21 protein-coding genes and 1 tRNA gene are annotated in these 23,352 nt (G+C 42.8%); 8 read left to right on the top strand and 14 right to left on the bottom strand.

All coding sequences use genetic code 11. From position 1 onward, the window contains the following. Positions 1-14: 14 nt before the first annotated feature. Positions 15-87, bottom strand: a tRNA-Gly gene (locus tag MusilaSJ_RS15490). Positions 88-160: 73 nt separating this feature from the next. On the opposite strand from MusilaSJ_RS15490, the gene MusilaSJ_RS15485 reads away from it, so the two are divergent. Further along, positions 161-673, top strand: coding sequence for a gamma carbonic anhydrase family protein (locus MusilaSJ_RS15485; protein WP_274985845.1), 513 nt, complete (start codon positions 161-163; stop codon positions 671-673). On the opposite strand, the gene MusilaSJ_RS15480 is transcribed toward MusilaSJ_RS15485, so the two are convergent. The 5 genes from MusilaSJ_RS15480 to MusilaSJ_RS15465 form a co-directional block, all read right to left on the bottom strand. Beyond that, positions 663-2,303 (bottom strand): Ig-like domain-containing domain, encoded by a 1,641-nt coding sequence (locus MusilaSJ_RS15480; RefSeq protein ID WP_274985844.1) that lies wholly within the window; start codon positions 2,301-2,303, stop codon positions 663-665. The two genes, MusilaSJ_RS15485 and MusilaSJ_RS15480, sit on opposite strands and share 11 nt — an antisense overlap. A 115-nt stretch (positions 2,304-2,418) precedes the next feature. Continuing rightward, positions 2,419-4,281 carry a tRNA uridine-5-carboxymethylaminomethyl(34) synthesis enzyme MnmG gene (mnmG, locus tag MusilaSJ_RS15475; protein ID WP_274985843.1) on the bottom strand — a complete coding sequence of 621 codons (1,863 nt, stop codon included), beginning with the start codon at positions 4,279-4,281 and terminating at the stop codon, positions 2,419-2,421. 185 nt (positions 4,282-4,466) lie between these two features. After that, entirely contained in the window at positions 4,467-4,712 is a 246-nt protein-coding gene (locus MusilaSJ_RS28105) for a CBU_0592 family membrane protein (RefSeq protein ID WP_446725116.1), read from the bottom strand. Beyond that, complete coding sequence (locus tag MusilaSJ_RS15470) at positions 4,712-6,577, bottom strand: ABC-F family ATP-binding cassette domain-containing protein (RefSeq protein ID WP_274985842.1); 1,866 nt, start codon at positions 6,575-6,577, stop codon at positions 4,712-4,714. Before MusilaSJ_RS15470 ends, MusilaSJ_RS28105 begins: the two co-directional genes overlap by 1 nt. Further along, positions 6,574-7,230, bottom strand: a complete 657-nt coding sequence (locus tag MusilaSJ_RS15465; protein WP_274985841.1) for an oxidoreductase — start codon at positions 7,228-7,230, stop codon at positions 6,574-6,576. The genes MusilaSJ_RS15470 and MusilaSJ_RS15465 overlap by 4 nt, the downstream gene beginning before the upstream one ends. An 84-nt stretch (positions 7,231-7,314) precedes the next feature. On the opposite strand from MusilaSJ_RS15465, the gene MusilaSJ_RS15460 reads away from it, so the two are divergent. The 4 genes from MusilaSJ_RS15460 (at position 7,315) to MusilaSJ_RS15445 (ending at position 10,522) form a co-directional block, all read left to right on the top strand. Next, positions 7,315-8,025 carry a pirin family protein gene (locus MusilaSJ_RS15460; protein ID WP_274985840.1) on the top strand — a complete coding sequence of 237 codons (711 nt, stop codon included), beginning with the start codon at positions 7,315-7,317 and terminating at the stop codon, positions 8,023-8,025. Positions 8,026-8,122: 97 nt separating this feature from the next. Continuing rightward, complete coding sequence (locus MusilaSJ_RS15455; RefSeq protein ID WP_274985839.1) at positions 8,123-8,902, top strand: MlaE family ABC transporter permease; 780 nt, start codon at positions 8,123-8,125, stop codon at positions 8,900-8,902. A gap of 1 nt (position 8,903) precedes the next feature. Then, a complete protein-coding gene (locus tag MusilaSJ_RS15450; protein WP_274985838.1) occupies positions 8,904-9,695 on the top strand; it encodes an ABC transporter ATP-binding protein in 792 nt (263 codons plus the stop codon). Next, positions 9,692-10,522, top strand: coding sequence for an MlaD family protein (locus MusilaSJ_RS15445; protein WP_274985837.1), 831 nt, complete (start codon positions 9,692-9,694; stop codon positions 10,520-10,522). Before MusilaSJ_RS15450 ends, MusilaSJ_RS15445 begins: the two co-directional genes overlap by 4 nt. Before the next feature lie 307 nt (positions 10,523-10,829). Here the strand turns inward: MusilaSJ_RS15445 and MusilaSJ_RS15440 are convergent, their stop codons facing one another. The 5 genes from MusilaSJ_RS15440 to MusilaSJ_RS15420 form a co-directional block, all read right to left on the bottom strand. Further along, the gene (locus tag MusilaSJ_RS15440) at positions 10,830-11,723 is read right to left on the bottom strand and encodes a hypothetical protein (RefSeq protein ID WP_274985836.1); all 894 of its coding nucleotides are present in this window, start codon (positions 11,721-11,723) and stop codon (positions 10,830-10,832) included. Between the two features lie 65 nt (positions 11,724-11,788). Continuing rightward, positions 11,789-13,018: a family 16 glycosylhydrolase gene (locus tag MusilaSJ_RS15435; protein ID WP_274985835.1), complete on the bottom strand. Its 1,230-nt coding sequence runs from the start codon at positions 13,016-13,018 to the stop codon at positions 11,789-11,791. A 41-nt stretch (positions 13,019-13,059) separates the two neighbouring features. After that, positions 13,060-14,937, bottom strand: a complete 1,878-nt coding sequence (locus tag MusilaSJ_RS15430) for a glycoside hydrolase family 30 beta sandwich domain-containing protein (protein ID WP_274985834.1) — start codon at positions 14,935-14,937, stop codon at positions 13,060-13,062. A gap of 456 nt (positions 14,938-15,393) precedes the next feature. Next, the gene (locus MusilaSJ_RS15425; RefSeq protein WP_274985833.1) at positions 15,394-16,020 is read right to left on the bottom strand and encodes a LysE family translocator; all 627 of its coding nucleotides are present in this window, start codon (positions 16,018-16,020) and stop codon (positions 15,394-15,396) included. Between the two features lie 59 nt (positions 16,021-16,079). Further along, positions 16,080-18,332 carry a biosynthetic peptidoglycan transglycosylase gene (locus MusilaSJ_RS15420; RefSeq protein ID WP_274985832.1) on the bottom strand — a complete coding sequence of 751 codons (2,253 nt, stop codon included), beginning with the start codon at positions 18,330-18,332 and terminating at the stop codon, positions 16,080-16,082. A 115-nt stretch (positions 18,333-18,447) separates the two neighbouring features. Here MusilaSJ_RS15420 and MusilaSJ_RS15415 point away from each other — a divergent pair, with 115 nt between their 5' ends. The 3 genes from MusilaSJ_RS15415 (at position 18,448) to MusilaSJ_RS15405 (ending at position 20,599) form a co-directional block, all read left to right on the top strand. Continuing rightward, positions 18,448-19,536 carry an Mrp/NBP35 family ATP-binding protein gene (locus MusilaSJ_RS15415; protein ID WP_090532765.1) on the top strand — a complete coding sequence of 363 codons (1,089 nt, stop codon included), beginning with the start codon at positions 18,448-18,450 and terminating at the stop codon, positions 19,534-19,536. Between the two features lie 31 nt (positions 19,537-19,567). Next, on the top strand, positions 19,568-19,846 hold the full coding sequence (locus MusilaSJ_RS15410) for a NifU family protein (protein WP_090532767.1): 279 nt from the start codon (positions 19,568-19,570) through the stop codon (positions 19,844-19,846). A 120-nt stretch (positions 19,847-19,966) separates the two neighbouring features. Then, positions 19,967-20,599, top strand: coding sequence for a hypothetical protein (locus tag MusilaSJ_RS15405; protein WP_129571791.1), 633 nt, complete (start codon positions 19,967-19,969; stop codon positions 20,597-20,599). 391 nt (positions 20,600-20,990) lie between these two features. Here MusilaSJ_RS15405 and MusilaSJ_RS15400 read toward each other — a convergent pair whose 3' ends face one another. Genes MusilaSJ_RS15400 through modA form a run of 3 tightly spaced genes read right to left on the bottom strand, consistent with a single transcriptional unit; the run spans position 20,991 to position 23,077 of the window. Beyond that, on the bottom strand, positions 20,991-21,617 hold the full coding sequence (locus tag MusilaSJ_RS15400) for an ATP-binding cassette domain-containing protein (protein ID WP_274985831.1): 627 nt from the start codon (positions 21,615-21,617) through the stop codon (positions 20,991-20,993). Next, entirely contained in the window at positions 21,614-22,285 is a 672-nt protein-coding gene (gene modB / locus MusilaSJ_RS15395; protein WP_274985830.1) for a molybdate ABC transporter permease subunit, read from the bottom strand. The genes MusilaSJ_RS15400 and modB overlap by 4 nt, the downstream gene beginning before the upstream one ends. Positions 22,286-22,300: 15 nt before the next feature. Further along, positions 22,301-23,077: a molybdate ABC transporter substrate-binding protein gene (gene modA / locus MusilaSJ_RS15390; RefSeq protein WP_274985829.1), complete on the bottom strand. Its 777-nt coding sequence runs from the start codon at positions 23,075-23,077 to the stop codon at positions 22,301-22,303. Between the last annotated feature and the right edge of the window lie 275 nt (positions 23,078-23,352).

The following is a 23,352-nucleotide window of genomic DNA, read 5'->3' as shown; positions in this document are numbered from 1 at the left end:
ACTTTAAAAATTTGAGCGAAAAACGGGATTCGAACCCGCGGCCTTCAGTTTGGGAAACTGACGCTCTACCGACTGAGCTATTTTCGCTTATAATATCCAAACATAAATAAAATTATTCAAATCACTAATTCACTAAATCAATAATTCACTAATTAGAGATATGCCTGTAATACTACCTGTAAAAGATAAAAGCCCTGTTTGGGGTAAGGATTGTTTTATTGCCGAAAACTGTACTATAGTGGGGGATGTGGTGATGGGTGATAATTGCTCGGTTTGGTTTAATGCGGTTATCAGGGGGGATGTGCATTACATCAAAATTGGCAATAATACCAATATCCAGGATGGTGCTGTGATCCATGCTACTTATTTAAAAGCGCCTACCAACATAGGTAATAGTGTTTCTATTGGGCATAAGGCGCTTGTACACGGCTGTACTTTGTATGATCATACGTTGGTAGGTATGGGCGCTATTGTGATGGATCACGCGGTTGTAAATGAGTTTGTGATCATTGCTGCAGGCGCTGTAGTGCTGGAAAACACCATATGCGAATCTGGATATCTATATGCCGGTGTCCCCGCAAAAAAAATAAAGCCCCTTACTGATGAGCAAAGGGCTATGTTGAAGCAACTGCCTCAAAATTATATCATGTATTCGGGCTGGTTTAAGGAGTAACCTTTTCTTTTGGAATAGTCACCGGTTCCTCCGCTTCCCAGTTTGGCCTCAGGGTGATGAGCTTTTCATTTAGCCAGATATTTTCGGGTTGTCGCTTCAACCTTACATTACCGCTATCCCATTTGCCGTTTTTATTTTCGTCGTAAATGATCCTAACATAGTATTTAGCGGCCAGGATCCCTTTATATACCAATGAGGTATTTTTGGTAATAGGGTCGCTTTGAATTAATTTTTTGTCTTCACTTAATAACTCAACCACATAGGCTTTGGCGGTATCGGGCACAGTTAGTTTTACCGTGAGCTGGCTATAATTATCCAGCTTATTGATCTGGAATTTTTTAGACAGGCGTTTGTTTTTATCACCGTAAATATCCGTCAATGCACCTTCATTGAGTATGAGCTCATATTTACTGGTTTCCCGCCATCGGTATTTTAAATTTAGCAGTTTATAGTTGCCTGTATCTTTTTGGATGGTGTAATCACTTGTAGCTACAGAATCTTCGTTTAAGGTAATTTGCGATTGGTCAAAGTTTTCGATAGGGATGCTTGCCGTGATCACTAAATTGCCGCCGGGTTTTAATTTACTGTCATTACCCATGTTATAGCTTGTTGTTACAACACGTGTAAAGCTTTCATTTTTACGTTTAAGCTGATAGATGGTATCTATAGGCTTGCCTTTGTCAAATATGGCCACACGCAGCGAGTCGAAGTTCATATTACGCAGATAAACAGATGCTGTATCTTTTGTACGTGAAAACGATACCTGTTTTCTATCATCCACATTGGCAGGATAAATCACTTTAATGGCCGGCTGTGTTAGCCCCTTGTTAAATACCAGTAATAACTTACCATCAGTATCAAAACGTTTTTCGGATACCCTGAATTTTTCAGGATCTTGCTTGAATAAGTTTAGCTGGACATTAGAAGTATCCGCCCGGAGATGAATGGGTTTTTTCAGGAAGGCGATCAACTCTTCATCGCGGTTAAAAATTTTATCGGGACTTGCTTCTTTTAAGGCATAGATGCGATAGTCATCTTCCCTTAAATTATTCAAAGCGAAATTTCCTGACGAATCGGTGAGGGCAAAAATAGACGGCTTCTTTTTTCCGAAGAGTGTGTCCTGCTTCACCGGGAAAATAAATACCAGTACATCTTTCTCTTTTTCCTGGGTGAGGGTATTAGTTACCGAACCGGTGATGCTCAAGGAGTCGATATGGTTACCTGTCGAAAAAACATAAGTGAAATTTTTAAGGATGTTACTTTCATTTACATCTTGTATTGACTTTCCAAAGTTGATAACGTAGGTAGTATTTTTTTGAAGGCTGTCCTTAAACTCAATTTTTAGTTTCCTTTTGTTTGATGAATACTCGGGTTGCTTTTCCATGGCCGGGCTCATGCTGATTTCCTGGTAAGCGTTAGTGAGTTTGATGAATTCGTCAAATTCCAGGTCGATTTGTTTGGCAGCAAAATTCCGGGTTTTATTTCCGGGAATTGCCTTCACCAATTTGGGCGGGGTCTGGTCGCGCGGCCCTCCTTGCGGAGGTTGTTGGGCTGCGCATCCAAAAATGAATAAAACAATAAAAATCAGTATTGAATTTTTGTAAAAAATAGCCGTTTTTGTGTTTAACATAGTTTTTAGGCGATATAAGCGATTTTTATGTTTTTATGAGAAGTACTATTAAAAATTAAAAATAATTGATTTTAAAGGACTTTTTATAATTAATTAATTATCAGATATTTACGTTTTATCTCGATACATGAACCATCAAAACTGAAATATCGGAGGGTGAAACGCCCGAAATTCTTGAAGCCTGGCCCAAAGTGCGTGGTTTTATCCTCATCAATTTTTCGCGCGCCTCTTTGGAGAGCGATACCAACGTGTGATAATCAAAATTTGGATTGATCTCACGGTCTTCCATTTTTTTCATCCGGTCCACTATCTCCATCTCCTTGATGAAATAACTCTCATATTTGATTTTTATTTCAGCCTGCTCAATAGTTTCTTTATCGTAGGCCGAAAGTAGCTCGGCTAAAGAAGCATCGGCTTTTTTAAGCTCATTAAAGGTTACCTGTGGGCGGCTCAACAAATTGAATAGTTTGGTGCTTTGCGCAAGCGGACTCGTACCCAATTCTTCCATCAGGTTGTTAACTGTTGATGGATCGATGGACTTGCTTTTGGTATACGCCACAATATCATCAGAGTTTTTTACCTTTTGATTTACCTTTTCTAAACGCTCGTCGCTGATCAAACCTAATTCATGACCCATAGGAGAGAGCCTGATATCGGCATTATCCTGGCGCAATAACAGGCGATGTTCTGCCCTTGAAGTGAACATGCGGTAAGGCTCTTCGGTGCCTTTAGTTACCAGGTCATCTATCAAAACACCTATATATGACTCTGCTCTTTTCAAGATCAATTCATGTTTATCGTTAATTTTTTGGTGCGCGTTGATCCCAGCAATGAAACCTTGTGACGCTGCTTCTTCGTAACCGGTAGTGCCATTGATCTGTCCGGCGAAGTAAAGGTTGCTGATCTGTTTAGTTTCTAAGGTTAAGCCTAATTGTGTAGGAGGGAAGAAGTCGTATTCAATAGCATAACCCGGCCTGAACATTTTAGCATTCTCAAAACCCGGTATTTTGATAAGCGCTTTGTATTGCACATCCTCCGGTAGGGAGGTAGAGAAACCATTTACATAGATTTCTACGGTATTTAATCCTTCCGGTTCAACAAAAATCTGGTGACGGTCGCGTTCAGCAAAACGGTTGATCTTATCTTCAATTGATGGGCAATAACGGGGACCTAAACCTTTGATCCGACCGGTAAACATGGGTGATCTTTCAAAGCCTTCTTTCAAAGTTTCGTGTACATCGGTATTGGTATAGGTGATCCAGCAGCAACGTTGTTCTTCTATAAACGGCACGTCGGTAAAAGAGAATTTTCCTCTTACAGGGTCGCCCCATTGCTCTTCCATTAGGCTGTAGTTAAGGCTTCGGCCATCTACACGGGGTGGGGTGCCTGTTTTCATACGGCCTGCTTCAAAGCCTAATTCAACCAATTGCTCGGTTAAACCGGTGGCAGCTTTTTCGCCTGTACGACCTCCGCCAAATCTTTTTTCGCCTATATGGATCACACCATTCAGGAAGGTTCCGTTAGTTAATACAACAGCATCCGCTTCAATTTCGATGCCTATAGAAGTGCGTACACCTGTAACTGTATTGTTTTTTACCAGGAGCGAAGTTACAGTATCCTGCCAAAAATCAACGTTAGGGGTGCGTTCTAATGATAAACGCCACTCTTCGGCAAACCGCATACGGTCGCTTTGAGCACGCGGGCTCCACATGGCAGGACCTTTTGATTGATTAAGCATCCGGAACTGGATAGATGTTTTATCAGTTATAATGCCCGAATATCCACCCAAAGCATCTATCTCCCGCACTATTTGTCCTTTGGCAACGCCGCCCATCGCGGGGTTACAACTCATCTGTGCAATGGTGCCCATATTCATGGTTATCAGCAAAACTGATGAACCTAAGTTAGCAGCGGCAGCGGCAGCTTCACAGCCTGCATGCCCGGCACCTACTACTACTACATTATATTTCTTAAACATTTTATCCTCCTTGTTCCACTTTTGGTAAGTCTTGAGTCGCAGGTTTTAAGTCTAATCTTGACTTAATGGTACTTCAATTCAAGATTTGTTCCACGTGGAACTTTAATTTATTTACGCTGATTTTCCTCTCTATTATTTTTAACTTATTGCTTGGAGTTTCAGATTTAGTTGCAAAATTACCTTAATTAAACAGATGTTCCACGTGGAACCCGGAATAATGATATTAAGGCTACAAGCCCCCAAACGCCCTCTAATACCACAAAAGGGTAGAAATTTACTATATATGAGGCATAGCAGCATGTGCCTGCTCCAATAAGATTTAAAAGGCTGTAAAGCTTGCTTTCAGTAGGCAGTTTCTTAGTTAAATTTAACAGAAATGCTATTAAAAGTATAATTACACCTATTGATGCTATAATATCCGATGTTTTCATTATCCTTCGTTTAGCTCGGTTAATTCCATCCAACGGGCGCTTTTATCGTCCAGCTGTTTATTTAAAACATCTATTTGCTTTAATAGATCATCAAGCTTTTTAGGATCAATGCCTGAAGCGTTTAATTGTTCATTTTTATCTTTTATATTTGCCTCAATGGTGTTGATCTCACCTTCAATATTTTCTAACTCTTTGGCTTCTTTATAGCTTAACTTGCTTTTTTTAGCCGCTGGAGCAGTTGTTTGCACTGCAGGAGCAGGTTTTTTAGCTTGTTGTTTTGCCTCTTCTAACTCTAAACGGTATGATGAATAGTTGCCATTAAAGATGCGTACATGGCCCTTTTCTTCCATGATGAAAAGCTGATCGGTTAGCTTATCCAGCAAATACCTGTCGTGCGATACCATCATCAATACACCGCCGTAATTGGTCAAAAACTCCTCCAATACGTTTAACGTATCGATATCCAGATCGTTGGTGGGCTCATCCAGTATCAGGAAGTTCGGGTTCTTCATCAGGATGCTCATTAGCTGCAAGCGTTTCTTTTCACCACCGCTTAGTTTGGATATAAAACCGTATTGCTTGGCAGGAGGGAAGAGGAACAGCGTAAGCAAGGCAGAAGCTGAAATAGTTTTACCGTCGGCCATGGTAATAAATTCCGCTACGTTCTTTACAATATCAATTACGCGTTCGTCTTCCTTAAAAGTAATGCCTGCCTGGTGGAAATAGCCTATTACTGTGGTTTCTCCTTTAACTACAGTTCCTTTATCTGGTTGTAAGGCACCGGTAATGATATTTAACAGGGTTGACTTTCCGCTACCGTTTTTACCGGCCAAACCAATCCTGTCGCCTTTTTTAAATATATAACTGAAATTATTGATATAAGTGTTACCGTTGAATGATTTATACAGGTGATCCATTTCCATGATCTTATTACCCTGGCGCGCTGTTTTAACGCTCAGCTCGACTTTGTCACGGATCCCGCCATTCTTTGTTTTTTCTTCCAGGTCGTAATAAGCATCAATACGTGCTTTAGACTTAGTACCACGTGCCTGGGGCTGGCGGCGCATCCATTCCAGCTCTTTCCTCAACAGGTTGGAGTTTTTCTGAAATGCCGCTTCATCCGCTGCTTCACGCTCGGCTTTCTTTTCAAGGTAATAGCCGTAGCTGCCATTGTAAGGTTGAATTTTTCCTCTGTCAATCTCTAAAATCTCGTTACACACATTATCCAGGAAATACCTGTCGTGCGTAACCATCAATATGGTTTTATTGCCTTCAGTGAGTAATTTCTCCAGCCATTCTATCGTGTCAATATCCAGGTGGTTGGTAGGTTCATCTAAAATGTAAACTTCTGGGTCTTCAATAAGCAGCTTGGCTAAGGCCAGGCGTTTCTTTTGTCCGCCCGATAGGGTAGTGATATGCTGATTGAGATGATGGATATCTAACCGGCCTAAAATAGTTTTGATCTTGTACTCGTACTCCCAGGCATCAACCTCGCTCATCTCTTCCATTACCTTTTCAATGGCCTTGGTATTTTCCGGGTCGTTCTCCATCAGTTCCTCATACCTGCGGATGAGCTGCTGCTGCACATCATCAGCATGAAAAATATAGTCGCTGATGGTAACGGCATTTTTGAAATTTGGATCCTGCTCCAGGTAACCCATATTTAGGTCACGGGCCTGTACCACCTTACCTTCAGTAGGTTTTATAGTACCACCTAAAATTTTTAATAAGGTTGATTTGCCGGCACCATTAACGCCTACAAGCGCAACCTTACGGCCGCGGTTAATCCCTATGGTTACATTTTTAAATAACCAGTTGTCATGAAATTGGTGGCCAAGGTTCTCGGCAGAAAGATAAGTACTCACGATAGTTGTTTTATTTTATCCGACTCGTATATAAATACATCAGTCGCTTGTTTTATTGATTGTTGATACATGGCCATGGCAACAGTAGATGCCTTAATGCTTTGGTATTTTTTCCATCCGCCAAAAAGCAATGGATTTATAATCTTCATTAAGCCGTTCACAAACTTTTCCATTGGCCTGTTCTCTTGTCGGTCGCCCGCTAAAAAAGATGGCCTGTAAATATGTACTGCCGGGATTCCTGTAGCTCTTATATCGGCTTCAGTTTCCCCTTTAGTTTTGGTATAGAAGTTAACCCCATTGATATCTGCACCTATCGACGATACCAGGTGATATTGCTCAACTCCATTTTGCTTAGCCAGTTGCGCCAGTAATAACGGATAATCATGATCTATCTTGCGATAGACTGCCAAATCGGGCGTTTTCTTTTTAGTTGATCCTAAACAGCAAAACAAAGCGTGGCCATTCAGCTCGTTTTTGTATGTTTCGGGCTGTTCAAAGTCAATAACAAGCTGTTTTAATTTATGATGCTGAACAGGTAATTTTTTTCTTACCAGGATCAATACTTCATCATAATAGGCTTGTTCCAATAAAATTTGCAGGAGATGACTGCCAATAAGTCCGCTTGAGCCTGCAATAACAGTTTTTTTTGCCATTACTTATTGATTTTTCGCAAAAATACGCATAATTAAATTGTGGAATAAATATTGTGTGTTTAAACATGTAATTATATAAGCAATATGAAAACAATATTTTATCCCGAATCAGAACGGGGACACAATGATATAGGCTGGTTAAAAGCAAACTTCTCATTCAGCTTTGCATCATATTATAATCCAGATAAGATGAACTTTGGCGCTTTGCGTGTATTAAATGATGATATTATTGCTGCAGGCCGGGGCTTTGGCAGCCATCCTCATGACAATATGGAAATTATAACGATACCTTTAAAGGGGGGATTTGAGCATAAGGACAGTATGGGTAATACCGGGGTGGTGAATGCGGGAGAGGTGCAGGTAATGTCGGCCGGCACCGGTGTATATCACTCAGAATACAATGCATCGCATACAGAAGCGGCAAATACACTTCAGATCTGGCTTTTTCCTAAAGAAAGGAATATCCAGCCCCGTTACGATCAGATGAGTTTTAAAGACCGTTTTAAATTGAATGAGTTAACCACATTGATCTCTCCAGAAAGAAGTGAAAACACACTTTGGATAAACCAGGATGCCACATTTTCGATGGGCGAGTTTGAGGCAGGGCAGACAATAAATTATGATATCAAAACCAAAGGCAACGGCGCTTACGTGTTTGTGTTAGATGGAGCGGCTAAAATAAACAACCAGGTTTTAAACAAAAAAGATGCGCTGGGCGTTTATGATACAAGTTCACTTACAATTATAGCCCAAGAGCCATCCCGTTTCCTGATCATTGACGTACCGATGTCATAATCAGTACTTACCTGAATCCATAAAGTGAATATTATTGAAAGTTCAAAAACAATTGAGCATTGCTTTGTTGTTGTTTACTATTATTTAAGATTCACTGATGGAAGCACAGCAGGAACTAAGCGGATGGAGGAAATGGCTGGAAGGCATAGGCGACTATGTGGTGTTCTTCTCGCGTTTTTTCCGCAACATATTTGCCGGCGGCTTTGAATGGTCGGAGTTTGTAAGGCAATGCTACGAAATAGGCTACCGGTCAATGATGCTGGTGGGTATTACCTCCTTTATTATGGGGTTGGTGCTTATTTTGCAACTCAGGCCATCGCTGGTTGAACTTGGTGCCGAAAGTATGCTGCCTAAAACTCTTTCGGTATCACTGGTACGTGAAATAGGGCCCGTGATTACCGCTATCATCTGTGCCGGTAAAATAGCTTCAAGTATTGGTGCCGAGCTGGGCAGTATGAAAGTTACCGAACAGATTGACGCTATGGAGGTATCAGGCGCCAATCCGGTCCAATACTTGGTGGTAACGCGCATACTGGCCGCCAGCTTTATGATTCCGTTGTTAACCGTTATAGGTAATGCTATTGGGCTTTTTGGCGGTTTCCTGGCGCTCAACTTCACCGATAGCATCAGTTTTTCCCTTTATTTCAATAAATGCATAGCCTCGCTTGATTTTTCGGATCTGCTGCCTGCAGTTGCAAAAACGGTGCTTTTTGGGTTTGCAGTTGGTTTTGTGGGATGTTATAAAGGTTATCACTCGGATAAAGGCACTGAAAGTGTAGGCATAGCTGCAAACTCGGCTGTGGTAACTGCCTCGTTGTGGATTTTTATTATTGATGCGATAGCCGTTCAGATCACCAGTTTGTTATTTTATAAATGAGATGAAAGAAGCAAACCAACATACTGAAGCCGAAAAGGAACTATCAGCTCAAAAAAAAGAAGTGGTGATCCGTGCCAAGGGGATCAAAAAATCCTTTGGTAAAAAGCAGGTGCTTAAAGATATCAGTTTTGACTTAAAAAAAGGTGAAAATATCGTGGTGCTTGGGAAATCAGGCCAGGGAAAATCGGTTACTATTCAGTGCGTTGTAGGTATGTTACAGCCCGATGGCGGCAGCCTGGAAGTATTTGGTGAAGATGTTACCACGATGGATGATGATGAGCTTAAACAGCTTAGGATAAAGATAGGCTTCCTTTTTCAGGGTGGGGCTTTATATGATTCTATGACGGTGAGGGATAACCTGGAGTTTCCGCTTACCAGGGTGTTGAAGCTGAAAGACCGGAAGGAAATTAATAAAAAGGTTGAAGGGGTGCTGGATGCAGTTGGTTTGCTTGATGCCATAGATAAAATGCCATCAGATCTGTCGGGCGGTATGCGGAAAAGGGTAGGACTGGCCCGTACACTGATTGTTAACCCTGAAATTATGTTGTATGATGAGCCTACTACCGGGCTTGATCCTATAACATCCCGTGAGATCAGTGAGCTGATTAACCGGCTGCAACGGAAGTATGAAATATCATCAGTCATTATTACCCACGATATGGAGTGTGCCCGCATTACGGCCGACAGGATCCTGGTAATGGATGATGGTAAATATATAGCCGAGGGTTCGTACCAAGAGCTCGAAAAATCAGACAACGAAATGGTCAGATCATTTTTTAACGTATCAGCATGAAAACCACACCATCTCAAAAAATAAAAATAGGACTGTTCACCTTTTTAGGATTGGCAGTGCTGTTGGTAGCTGTATTTTTAATAGGAAACCAAAAGAGCCTGTTCAATTCTACCTTTCATGTTTATGGCCGGTTTAAAAATGTAAGCGGCCTGCAGGTGGGCAATAATGTACGCTTTGCGGGTATTAATGTGGGAGTGGTACAATCTATCAATATCGTAACCGATAGCTCGGTAAGGGTTGATCTTACACTGAATAAAAGCGTTAAAAAGTTTATAAAAAAAGATTCGAAGCTTAGCATAGGCAGTGATGGTTTGATGGGGGATAAGCTGGTGGTGATAGCGCCAGGTGGTATTGTAAGCCACGAAGAGATTGAAGATGGCGGCCGTTTAAGTTCGATAAACCCGGTTGATGTGGACAGGATCATTAATAAACTTACCCGTGTGGCCGATAACGCCGAATCATTAACCGAAAATTTAACCGGCATAGTCGCCAAGATCAACAGCGGGAAAGGCAGCATTGGGCGCCTGCTTAATAATGATAAAATGGCCCGCGACCTGGAGGGTACCGTTAAACAGGCCCGTACTACCATCAAAACCGTTCACAAAACTACCAACACCCTTAATGAAGATTTGACCGCGGCCCAGCATAACTTTTTGCTGAGGGGGTTCTTTAATAAGAAAAAGAAATTGGAACAAAAGCGGCAGGACAGTATCCGCAAGGCAAAAGAGCAGATTCAGGAGGATAAAGAGAAAGCCGCCAAAGAAGCTCAGAAACAAAAGGAGAAAGCTGCCAAGGAAGCGGCGGATAAGCAGAAGGATAATAATTAAATAATTGATAATAAGGAAATTAAGTTAATATTATCATTGTAGTAACGTGATGCAGATGTCATTTGTTTAGTTCATTCATCGCCACCACCGATGCCATTTAAATGATAAATACCATCCTTACAAAAAGCAAAATAAATATTTAATTTATGCCCGTAATTGCACCAATGTGCCACGTGGAACCTTTTCGGCGGTCTATAGCCGTGCCGGCGATATAAACCGGGGGGAGACAGTTGTATATAGCATTTAATTAACTGTAATATAGATAGTTATATTAATGCAGCACCGAACTCAGGCGATTTTTAAATAATTAAAATGAAATCTTCAAGCCCCCAAATACCCTAAAGCCATTTCTGTACGCCCCGTTCATCTGTGTTTTATCCACCTCGCCACTGTTAAGATAAAGTTCATCAGTACCGTTACCGGTTTGCCAATGCAGATATCCGCCACCAGCCTGAATGGCTATGTGATTTGTGATTGAATAAGCCAACGCGCCGTTCATATTTAGGCCATACCCGTTAGCATGGTGCCGATAGCTAACCGGGTGCTGAAAAGTGGTAATGAGGTTCCAATTGCCCCGCGCACTATAACCTACCTGGTTATAGGTGATATCGGCATTAGCCTTCAGCTTTTCAGTAAGTTTTAAAGATGCAATGGCTTTAATGAATACGCCTTTCCATTTAGTTTGGTAGCTGCTGTTCAAGTTCGGAAAGCGGTTACCACTACCATATAAATAAAGGGATTGCCGGTTATCGCTGTATCCTGCGTAAGGACTAAAGCTAAATAGCTCATTATCAATCAGCTTGTACCCGACACCAAGCGCCCGGCTCTGCGTATTCCCTTTACCTGCTTCAAAAGTTTCGTTATAAGTATTATTGCTGCGGTTATCAGTGCTGTAATCAGCATCATTTACCGTACCTGAGGTTATAAACTGTCGAGTATAATCGGCATAAAAAGAAATTTTTTGGTATACGTTCCACTGTAATGAGGCGGCAATGCTTTGCCCGCCCATCTTTGTCCATTTCAACTCCGAAAAAACATTGGGGTTTTGACCATTGCTATTGCCGGCTATCGACCAGTGAAAATTTTCACGCTGATAGCCATCAGTGACATTAAACTCCAATTTGCTCCCGGCCGACTGAGCATATAATGTATGCAAGCCTATTATTAACCACAGAAAGCAAAAGATGGTAAATTTTTTCATGGCAGGTTTATATAGCAAGTAAGCCTGCCCTTTTAAAAAGAGCAGGCTAAATATATCATTTTAAATTACTGGTTTACGCCAAAGGCCTCCCAGCCCGATGCTGTTGCCCGGTTACAGGTCATGGGTTGTGTACCGTTTTCGCTGGAAATAAACTTGCCGTTGTTGCCCCTGAAAGTAATTTTACCATCAGTGGTAGGCACCCAGTCAAATTTTTCCCAGTCGCCTATGGTAGTGCGGTTACAGGTAATAGCTTGCGTACCGTTTTCGCTGCTTACATATTTGCTCATGCTCCTTAAAGCAATTTTACCGCCTCCGGCATCAACTACGGTAAATTGCTCCCATGTTGATGCAGTGGCGCGGTTACAATTCATGGCTTGCGTTCCGTTTTCACCGCTAACATATAAGTTATTAAAACCTTTTAAAGTAATGGTTTGGCCGATTGGAGGGTTTGTACTACTACCTGACAGGTCATAAACCCGTACATAATCAACCACCATGTTGCAAGGCAATGCGCCGTCGTTAATGGTATTACCAGGCAAATCGCCGCCGATGGCCAGATTAAGGATAATAAAGAAAGGATTATGAAATGCGCCGGTATTATTGATATTATTGGCAATATTACCGGTTACATACAGCGTATTATCCACATACCAGCGAATAGAGTTGGTATCCCACTCAACCGCGTAGGTGTGGAAACCTGTTGGCGTTGTGGTGGTACTGCCGCCATATTGTACGTGGCCGCCGTTGTTGTACCAGTGCATAGTGCCCAAGATGGTATTGGAGGTGTTTACCTGCTCCATAATGTCAATTTCGCCGCATTGCGGCCAGTTTACAGTACCGATGTTTGCGCCCAGCATCCAGAACGCCGGCCACGTACCTTGTACTGCCGGCAGCTTAATGCTTGCCTCAATACGACCGTAAGTAGGCTGGAATTTACCTGCTGTAGTCAATTTGGCCGATGTATAGGGCTGGCCTCCAACGGATTGCTTGCGGGCAGTAATGGTAAGGAAACCGCCTGACACCGTGGCGTTTGCTGACTGGTAATATTCTTTTTCATTATTGACATTGGGGTTGCCGTTATCAATATTCCAGTTGTTGGTGTTAACACTGGTGCCGTTAAACTCATCGCTCCATACCAGTGTGCCTGCCCTTGGTGTGCTTGTAGATACTGTTGTTTCACCGGCTGTTTTTAGGGCAGGTGAGGTTTTGTTCAGATCCTTGCTGCAGGACGAAATTAAAAGCATGAATGCCGATGCAGTAGCGGCACTCTTCGCAAAATTTAAAAGTTGTTTCATAATGATAGTATTGGTAAATAATTGATTGGTTTCGTAAGTAGTTATTGGTTTACACCAAAAGCTTCCCAGCCTGATGCTGTTGCACGGGTGCAGGTCATGGGTTGTGTACCGTTCTCGCTGGATATAAATTTGCCATTATTGCCCCGGAGGGTAACCTTGCCATCGTTTGTGGGGATCCAGTCAAATTTTTCCCAGTCGCCAAAAGTTGTGCGGTTGCAGGTTATGGCCTGTGTCCCGTTTTCTGACGATACGTATTTATTCATGGCCATCAATGCTATTTTGCCCCCACCTGCATCAACTACGGTAAATTGTTCCCATGCTGATGCTGTAGCGCGGTTGCAATTCATGGCCTGCGTGCCGTTTTCGCTGCTTACGTACAGGTTATTAAAGCCTTTAAGGGTGATGACTGAACCTATGGGCGGGCCTGATGCTGAACTTTGGGTGCCGGTCCATTTAAAGGTAGCTACAGCGCCGGCGGCTAAAGTGTAAGTAAAGGATTCCGCGCCCCATTTAACTTTAAAACTTACGCTTGATGAGCCATTGTTAAGCGCGATAAGTACCTTGCTGCCATCAGAATTTTTGAAGGCCACGTTTTGGATACTGCCCGATAAATTAGAGGCAATCCGCACAGCTCCCGGCCGTACAAAACGCGATGCGTGACCGATAATGTAATAACCAACATTACGGGTGATAGAAGTACCGCTAACAGTAATACCTCCCAGGCAGGTACTGCAGCCACCCGGTGTATGAGGATTGTTGTTTGGGTCGGAGGCCAGGTTCCACTCTAAAACATTGCGGCTCCAGTTGCGGGTAGCGCCAATAATGAGTGTATTAACATGCCATGACAAATCGCCGCCAAAATTGCTTGGTGCGCCAACCCATTGCTCGGTGAAATAAACGTTTTTGTTGGGATAGGCGTTGTGTACATCAGTAAGGGCGCTGATATTGCCCGCATACAGATGAAAAGCGGAACCGTCAACATAGGGATTAGCGCCGCCATCAGCTAACACGGTTTCGGGATAGTCAATCCTGTCGGTATTGTGGTCATAGGCAATGATCTTGGTTTGAAAGCCTGCCGCCCTGATTTGCGGGCCGAGGTTGTTTTTAATAAAATTGGCCTGCTCATTCGGCTGCATTACCATACTTGGGTTATTGTATGGGTTAAGCGGTTCATTTTGAGGGGTAATGGCATCAATGGTAATCCCCTGAGTCTGCATGGCCTGCAGGTATTTTACAAAATAGCGGGCATAGGCGTCATAATAACCTGCTGCTGTATTGAGGCTGCCGCCGGTATAGCCGTTATTGCCCGTGGTGTTTACCTTCATCCAGGTAGGGGCTGTCCAGGGAGTGGCTATAATTTTGATAGACGGATTTATGGCGATGATCTTTTTCAAAATCGGTAGCAGGTCCTGGTTTTCGACGCTGATGCTGAAGTTGTTCATGTTAAAATCGCCGGCCGTTTGGTTGTAGGTGAAATCGCTTGAGCTAAGATCGGAAGCACCGATGCTGATCCGAATATAGCTGATCCCGATCTGACCGTTAGCTGTGCCGAAAAGCTCGTTAAGCACATTGGTTTGGTTGGCGCCGAGGCCGTTAAGTAGTCCGGCACTGCCCCCGGTTAAAGTAAAGCCGAAACCGTCTATTCCCTGGTAGGTTTGGTTTTCGTCCACTGTAATGGTTGTTGCATTGGTACCGGCATCGGCAGCGAAATTGAAACTGGCTTGTGCCTGTAAAAGCTTTGACTGATCGGCAGTGGTAACCCAGGCGTTCACTACTTCGTTAGCGGCCCTCGCTACGGTGCCGTTTGTTTTTTGATCGGGCGCTTCGTTGTTGTTTACATTCTTTTTACAGGAGTAAAAAGCAGCGGCGGAGAGCAGGGTGAGGACTGCGAGCCGCTTTAATTGGTAATTGATTTTCATTGAGTTGTTTATTTAGTTGATTTGATATTCAAAAAAATATCACATAAGCCCCTATGCAACAATTCAATATTTGTAACAATATTTAACTGTTGCTTAAGAATATCAAAGCATTGCTCAGGGCAAATACGCCCGACCGATACTGTTTTCCATGAAGAAGGGCTATGTGTAGCTTAAAATTGGCATTACAAATCTACAGTAATTTAAACGGATCAACCAAGAAAAATGTTCATAATTAATTGATTTATAGTGTATTATGTATTATTTAATACGCTTGCGTCACAGTGTTAAAAAGGACAAAAATTAGTTTAAATGGCCTGTGCAACGTTTCTGTTGCGATGAAATTTTTTTTGTGATACGCTTACTTCACAATTAATTTTAAGGAAAAGGGAGAGGGTTTGGCCACAGGCTATATATGCGCAGATATATTTAGACAGGAATAGATTTAAAACAATGATATTATCGTTTTGTGAATGCTATTCTTATGCCCATCAACATAAAAGCGATGGCCGAGAATTTATTAAGCCAGGTGCTAATGGCAGGATTTGAACGGATTCTGGACGAAAGCGAGCCTGCAAAAAAAGTGAGTACCATAAACCACAACAGGCTTATAAATGCGTAAATGCTTCCCAGGAAAATAAATGGTGTAGCGGTGCTGATATAAGCCGGCTGGATGAACTGCGGAAAAAACGACAGGAAAAAGATAGCTACTTTGGGATTAAGCACATTTGTGAACACGGCAGACATATAAGTTTTTTTAGGGGAAGCGTGTTGAGTCGGACTAATTTCCTTCACGATGCTCTCTTTTGAAAAAAGCTTAACCATACCGAGATAAACCAGGTATGCAGCGCCGCAAAATTTAACAAAGCTAAACGCCATAGCCGATTGCGATAATAGGAGCGACAAACCAAATGCGGCCAGGGTAGTGTGTACCAGAACGCCGGTAGTTATCCCTAATGTTGCATAGACACCGGATTTATATCCTTGTGCTATTGATTTATTCAGGATAAAAATGGTATCGATGCCGGGTGAAATAATGAACAGGAAAGATGCGATCAAAAATGCCGTTAAGTTGGTGATACCCATACGGCAAAAGTAAGAAATCGGTACTAATTTCAGGAGCTAAGCATAGAACAAGATAATGCCTACGGCATCTTATCTTTCAATTCTTTTTCCTTTTCCCGTTCTTCATCTTTCAGCCGTCGTTTTTCCTGCCGTACTTCTTTTCGTGTCCGGCCGCCGGTGGTATCTACAGCGTCAATCTTGAGTTTATATTCGGCTTTCAGTGCTTCTATCTGGGCTTTGAGCTGTTCCTTTATCGTTTGTTCTTTTTGTTTTAATTTTTCCTCGGCTTTTTCTTCGGTGGTATCTTTTTTACCAAAAAGGCGCTGGAAAAAGTTAGGCCTTTTTACAGGCTCTTCAATAACAGGTAAAATACCATCGTCATCTGCTCCGCCCTGTTTCATAAGGCTATCGGCGGTAGCAGTATCAACAGGGGCAATCTGGCGGCGCAGGCTCTCCCTTAACCGCACTTCGTAAAATCCATAAGCATTGGTATCCCGGGCGGTATACCCCTTCATAGCCATCAGTTTACCAATCAGGTTAAAGTAGCCATGCAGTCCCGGTCGTAAGGTACCGTCAGGCTGAAAAGCGTACAAACCGCCTTTGGGGTAGGGGACAATGCTGGCCAGGTAAATACTTTCTCCCAAACTCAGTTCAGACGGTGACTTGCCAAAGTAATAGTGGGAGGCCTCACCAATACCGTAAATATTACGGCCCCATTCAATAATGTTAAAATAAACCTCCAGCATCCTGTCTTTGGTCATGATGCGGTTGTTTTCAATAAGCCATACAATCAGGATCTCCTCTATTTTGCGCGACAGGGTTTTCTCCCGGCTCAGGTAGGCGTTTTTAACCAGCTGTTGTGAGATCCCGCTGCCGCCGCGTTTGTATTTCTTTGTTTTAAAATCGGTAGCTATTGATTTACGGATGGCCTCCATTACGAAGCCATGATTGGTGTAAAAAGATGGATCTTCGGCCGTCATTACCGCGTTTCTCAAATTGGGCGAAATTTGCTGCAGCGGCGTAAACTCCGGGTTTTCGGGGCCTATCAGGTGTGGGGCCATTGGTTTGCCCTTTTCATACGGTGTATATACGAAGGGGCTGTTAAGCTTGGTTAAATCGGTGCGTCCAAATTTCAGGATCCGGAAGTTATCTTTATCCATGCCCGAATCAAATATCAAATCGTCGGGCTTTGATGAATCCATGTAAAAATTCATGTGATAATTCAGCTTGCCCGCAACCTGGATGCCGTCAAGGGCGTCAAACATCCCCGTAGGAAACGAATCGAAAATATCGGCCGCATTAAGCCAGCCGGTATTGAGCTTCAGCTCATAAATTTTTACCGGGTTAAGCGTATACTTAACGTATGGGTGCGCGGTTAATTTTTTTATATGGATGAGCGAAGTACTATCGATAGATACATAATTAGTGCCTACTTTAACATCTGCATCAATTGCCGCCGCAGGTAATACAATATCAGTAGACGAAATGCCCGGATGGCGAATAAGCAGGTTTTTAACCGACCATGAGCCGGAGATCCTGGTTTCACCGCTGCTGTGATCCTCCTCGGTCAGTTTGGTTTGCAGCGTATCAAAATTGAGCTTCAGGTTAAATTTCTTTTCAATGATAGGCAGCTCTACTTTTTTGCCATCTGCATAAAGCATTACGTCGATATCCTTATCCGACGGATGCATTTTGCCGGCGAAATGCCAGGTGGCTTCCCCGTCATTAACCTTTATGGTTGAGCTCAGCTGCCCGTCTTTGATCAGGGCTGTTTGCGCTAAAAGTTTAAGCTGATCACTGTCGCTCTTAAAACTGATCCTGAAATTATGGAGCGATAAGTTATCCGGGATCTTATAAAGCAGCTGGTTGATCAGGTTATCGGCAAGATGGCTCAAATCGGTTTTGGTATTGGTGGCTGTCGAATCCTTTTTCTTTTTGAAAAGGAAATCGAAATTCTTAACGCCGTTTTTATTAACAAGACTAATGAAGCCATCCTGCAATACCACATCTGATAGTTTTACCTCACCAAGCACCAGCGGCATTATCCGTACACTTACCACAAAGTTTTTGATGTTCAATAAGCTATCGCGGCCATCTGGTACGATGCTGATATCCGAGAATGAAACGGTGCTGAGACCTGTGAACTTTGCCGATCCTATTTTTACATCTAAATTATAATCTCTCTTTGCTTTTAATTTAGCTTTGTCGATGGCTTTTTCGAGCAGGGCTCCACGTTTTGAGTAGGCAACATATCCGCCGATAAGCAGAATAAGAATTAAGGGAACGAGAATGTATGCGGCTATGCGTATATATTTAGGATTAAGGCGCTTCATTTGTTAATTTTATCCAAAACTAAACTAAATCTTATCCCCTGCAAACGGTTGTTTTTGCAAATTGTTTCCTGATAAACTTAATCAACCACCTGTTTTCATAAATTTGCCTCATATTATGACAATTACTAAAGAACAAGTTTTACAGGCACTGGGCAATGTTGAAGAGCCGGATCTGAAAAAAGACCTGGTAACGCTTAACATGATCCAGGATATTCATATTGATGGCAACAACGTTAGCTTCTCGGTGATCCTGACTACACCGGCTTGCCCGCTTAAGGCCATGATTGAGAATGCCTGCCGTAATGCTATCCTGCATTTTGTAAGCAAAGAAGCCGTTATCAATATCAACATGACCTCGCGTGTAACTACTCAAAAAAACACCGGGGTTCCGGGTGTAAAAAATATCATTGCCGTAGCTTCGGGCAAGGGTGGTGTTGGTAAATCAACGGTTGCGGCAAACCTTGCTTTAGGTCTGGCAAAATCGGGCGCAAAAGTTGGGATGATCGATGCCGATATTTATGGCCCGTCGGTACCCATTATGTTTGGCCTGGAGGGCGCCCGTCCAATGGCCAGCCAGGTTGATGGCAAAACCCGAATTGAGCCGATTGAAAAATACGGGATCAAATTACTGTCTATCGGTTTCTTTACCGATCCTAACCAGCCGGTGCCATGGCGCGGGCCAATGGTATCAACCGCGGTAAAACAACTGTTCAATGATGCCGACTGGGGCGAGCTGGATTACCTGGTGATCGACCTGCCTCCGGGCACGGGCGATATCCACATTACAGTAACGCAAAGTTTCCCGGTAACAGGCGCTGTAATTGTTACCACGCCGCAAAATGTAGCGCTTGCCGATGCAAAAAAAGGTATTGGTATGTTTATGATGCCGGCTATTAATGTGCCTATACTGGGGGTGGTTGAAAACATGTCGTACTTTACACCTGCCGAACTGCCCGAAAACAAGTATTACATATTTGGTAAAGGCGGTGGACAAAAACTGGCGGCACAGCTTGATGTTCCGTTCCTGGGCGAAATCCCGCTGATTAAAGGCATCAGTGATTCGGGCGATGCCGGTAAGCCAACGGTGCTTGAAGAAGACGGCCCGATGACCGCTGCCTTTGTGAAAATGGCCGAGCGTGTTGCCCAGCAGGTGGCCATATCAAATGCCAAAGCGTTGAGTGCAGAAAATATTGTAAATAATTAATAACTTTACATAACGTTATAAATTAATAAAAATGAGTTTATTAAATCAGGTTGAAGCAGCTTTAGATACTATCCGTCCGTATTTGGAGGCTGATGGGGGGAATGTTTCTGTTGAGGAGATAACTCCTGAAAATGTTGTTAAATTAAAGTTGTTGGGTTCATGCGGATCATGCCCAATGAGTATCATGACCCTTAAAGCAGGTATTGAGCAGGCTATTAAAAAAGCTGTGCCCGAAATTACTGCCATTGAGGCCATAAACCTAACGGACATTGATGACCCCAATGCCGTGCTTCCCGAAAATTTAAGGTAGTTGTTAAGATTTGTTAAATCCCCGGTCCAATTAGGGGATATGACTTACTTTTGATGAAGTTTAAAAACTATTTTGGCCTGCGCAGCGTAATATATGTTGAGCTAAGTAGTTAATGGTTTTATGAAATATTTATTTGGTTTACTGCTGTTATTTGTTTCAATGGGCGCTTTTGCACAAAGCAAAGACCGCCCCGTTGTGCAGTTTACCGGTATTACTCATAATGCCGATAGCGTAAAGATCACTATCCCTTATGTAACCATTACCAATACTTCGGCACATAATATCATTAACGTATCAAATTATAAGGGATACTTTTCATTTGTAGTACATGAACGCGATACCCTTCGCTTCACCTGTGTTGGTTATGCCCCGGTTACAGTGGTTATCCCGTCCAATCTGCCAAATGAAAGTTATACTACCCAGGTATCCCTGAAAGCGCAGATCATCAACCTGCCTACATTTCACGTGTTTCCATGGGCCACTACAGATGAGTTTAAAAAAGATTTCCTGGCTATAAAACTTGCTGACGACGATTTGGAGATTGCCCGCAAAAATATCAGCAAGGCAACCCTATCGGCCCTGTACAATACTTTGCCCCGCGATGCCCAGGAAATACAATCGGCCAATGCGCAGGCTATGCACACCAGCATCCTGAATTCGCACTCCCTTACTCCTAATCCGCTGTTAAACCCGCTGGCATGGGGTAGCCTCATCAAGTCGATATCTGATGGGGATAAGAGTAGTAGTAAATAATCATTAAGATTTTGGTTGTTAATCCTACAACTTGCGCTCATCTGTGATGAGTGCTTAAAATGGGCTTACGTTTGTAACGTAAGCGCCGGAAATGGCGTTGCAAACGCCAAACCACATTAAGCACTCGTTAAAAACCTACCGTGTACCCATATCTTTAAAAAAATGTCATTTCGATAGAGCTGGGCAGGCCTAAGCATAGAAGCGAAAGAGAAATCTTATACGCCATGCATAGCGGCCTGCATGGCGTATAAGATTTCTCCTTACCACATCCGCACATTCCCCAACAGGTTCGTCGAAATGACATCTTCTTTTAATTCATAATAATAATTAAAAGATATGGGTACACGGTAGGTTAAAAACGAGCGCAAGTCGAAAAATATTTATAAGAGATTTAAACCTCATCATCAAAATCCATCACTTCCCCTTCAAACATTTCCAACTCCTGCAAATTATGACTTACTACAATAGTAGTAACCCCTAATTGCTTAAGTAAAAGCTTAAGTTCAGCAATCAGTGTAGTTTTCATTTTACTATCCAGTGCCGAAAACGGTTCATCCATTAAAAGCAGCTTTGGTTTGGTAGCCAATGCCCTCAAAATCGCCAGCCGCTGTTGTTGCCCGCCGGATAAGTGATCGGGCTTGTGAGTGGTAAAGTTATCCAGTTGTCCCAATTGCAGCAGGCGCTTTATCCAGCCGGTATCATTGCTGGCATACTCCAGGTGTTGCTGCACCGTCATGTTTGGGAACAGGGCGTAGTTTTGAAATACGAAGCCGATATGCCTTTTTTGCGGCGATAAGTTGATCGGTTGGTCATCATCAAACCAGGTAATTCCGTCCGCTATGATCTTCCCTTTTCGGGGCGATGACAGACCGGCTATCATTTTAAGCAATGTGGTTTTTCCGGCTCCCGAAGGCCCCCAAATTTTGGTAACGCTCCCGGAAACAAACTGCCGTTTTATCTTCAGCAATTGCCCGCCATGATAGGCTTTCAGTTTTATTTCAATATCTACGCTGATCATGCTAAAGGGCCTTTCGCCTGATATTTATTGAATATAAAAACAGCTATCACCAAAATAAACGTAATGGAGAATAAAATCAACGAATAATTATTGGCCGAGGCATAGTCCATCTTCTCTACCGAATCGTACACCGCGATGGATGCCAGCCTTGTAACTCCGGGGATATTGCCGCCTATCATCAGCACAACGCCAAACTCTCCCAGCGTATGGGCAAAAGTTAAAACCGCGGCTGTTAATAATGACGGCTTAATATTGGGCAGTAGAACGTATCTGAAAGTTTGCCATTCGGTTTTTCCCAATGTGTATGACGCTTCGGCTAATGAAACCGGCAATTGCTGCAGAGCAGATTTTACAGGTCCCACCATAAAAGGCATACTATAAATTACCGAAGCCAGGACCAACCCCGGAAAAGAAAAAACCAGTTGTACATCAAAAGTATCATGCAGCCATTTCCCTAAACCATGCTGCGGGCTGAAAGCCAGCAGCAGATAAAAGCCCAGTACCGATGGCGGCAACACCAAAGGCATGGTAATAATAGCTTCGGCAACGATCTTGATAAAAGACCGCCCTCTTGAAAGCCACCAGGCAAATGGCAGCCCGATAAGCAGCAATAACAAGGTGCTGATGCCTGCTAATTTTAATGTGAGCCATATGGGCGATAGGTCCATCGATAAAAATACAAATTATTGCACCCTATAACCATACGCTTTAAAAATACTTTTAGCCGCCGGGCTTAAAATGTACCTATAAAATTTTTCGGCCGCAGGATTAGTCGCTCCGTGTTTCAGGATCACGATACCCTGCAGTATGGGATCGTAAGTTTTGGGATCGACGACCATATAAAACAGCGGTGTTTTATTTCCCAGTTCCTTTACCAGCGATTGGGTAGTGAAGCCGATATCGGCCACGCCTGTGGTAATGTAAGTATTTACCTGCGATATGCTTTCTCCATAAACGGCCTTCGATTTGGCATCATCCAAAATCCCCTTATCCCTGAGCGATTGCTCGGCGGCTTTACCATAAGGCGCTATAGCCGGATTTGCTATGGCGATTTTTTTTATCCTTGCCGAAAGCAGCAGGCGTTCCCAGTTTTCAAAACCAATATTTTGCGTACTGCAAATGATCAGGCTGCCTGAGGCATACACTACCGGTTTTTCTTTTGCCAAACCATTTTTAAACAGCGTTTCGGGAAAGGTCATATCTGCCGATAAAAATACATCAAACGGCGCTCCGTTGCTGATCTGAGCCACCAGCTTACCCGATGAGCCTATAATGACATCAATGGTAATTCCTGTTTTTTGCTTAAAATCTTTTTGTAAAACCTCCATTACCGGCTGCAGGTTAGCAGCAGCCGCCACCCGGATATTTTGGGCGTTTACGGTTAAGCTTGCTGTAAATAGCAGGGCCAATAAAAAGAATATGCTTTTTTTTAGCCCGGTATTGTAATGTTCGCTTTGCATCGGTTTTATAGTTTTTAGCTTTCAGGCAACAGTTTTCGTTTTGGTAATGAAGCACATCGTGATTTTTAAGAAGCGATATTTTGATGCCCTAACACTACAAATATACGCTTGTTATAACCAATAGCGGTTCATATATTAGTCATGTTAAGTTATCTGATAAATCAAATTTTAACAGGGATAAAATTGTCAAACGCCGCGCGTCCGGACTTTAAAAATACTCCTGATAAAAAATGCTATTGTTGTTTTTTAGCCGTAGTCCTTTAATATAAAATAGA

Origin of the sequence: Mucilaginibacter sp. SJ (genome assembly GCF_028993635.1) — a bacterium.
Taxonomy (GTDB): domain Bacteria; phylum Bacteroidota; class Bacteroidia; order Sphingobacteriales; family Sphingobacteriaceae; genus Mucilaginibacter.
This window is presented reverse-complemented; position numbering and strand designations above follow the sequence as displayed.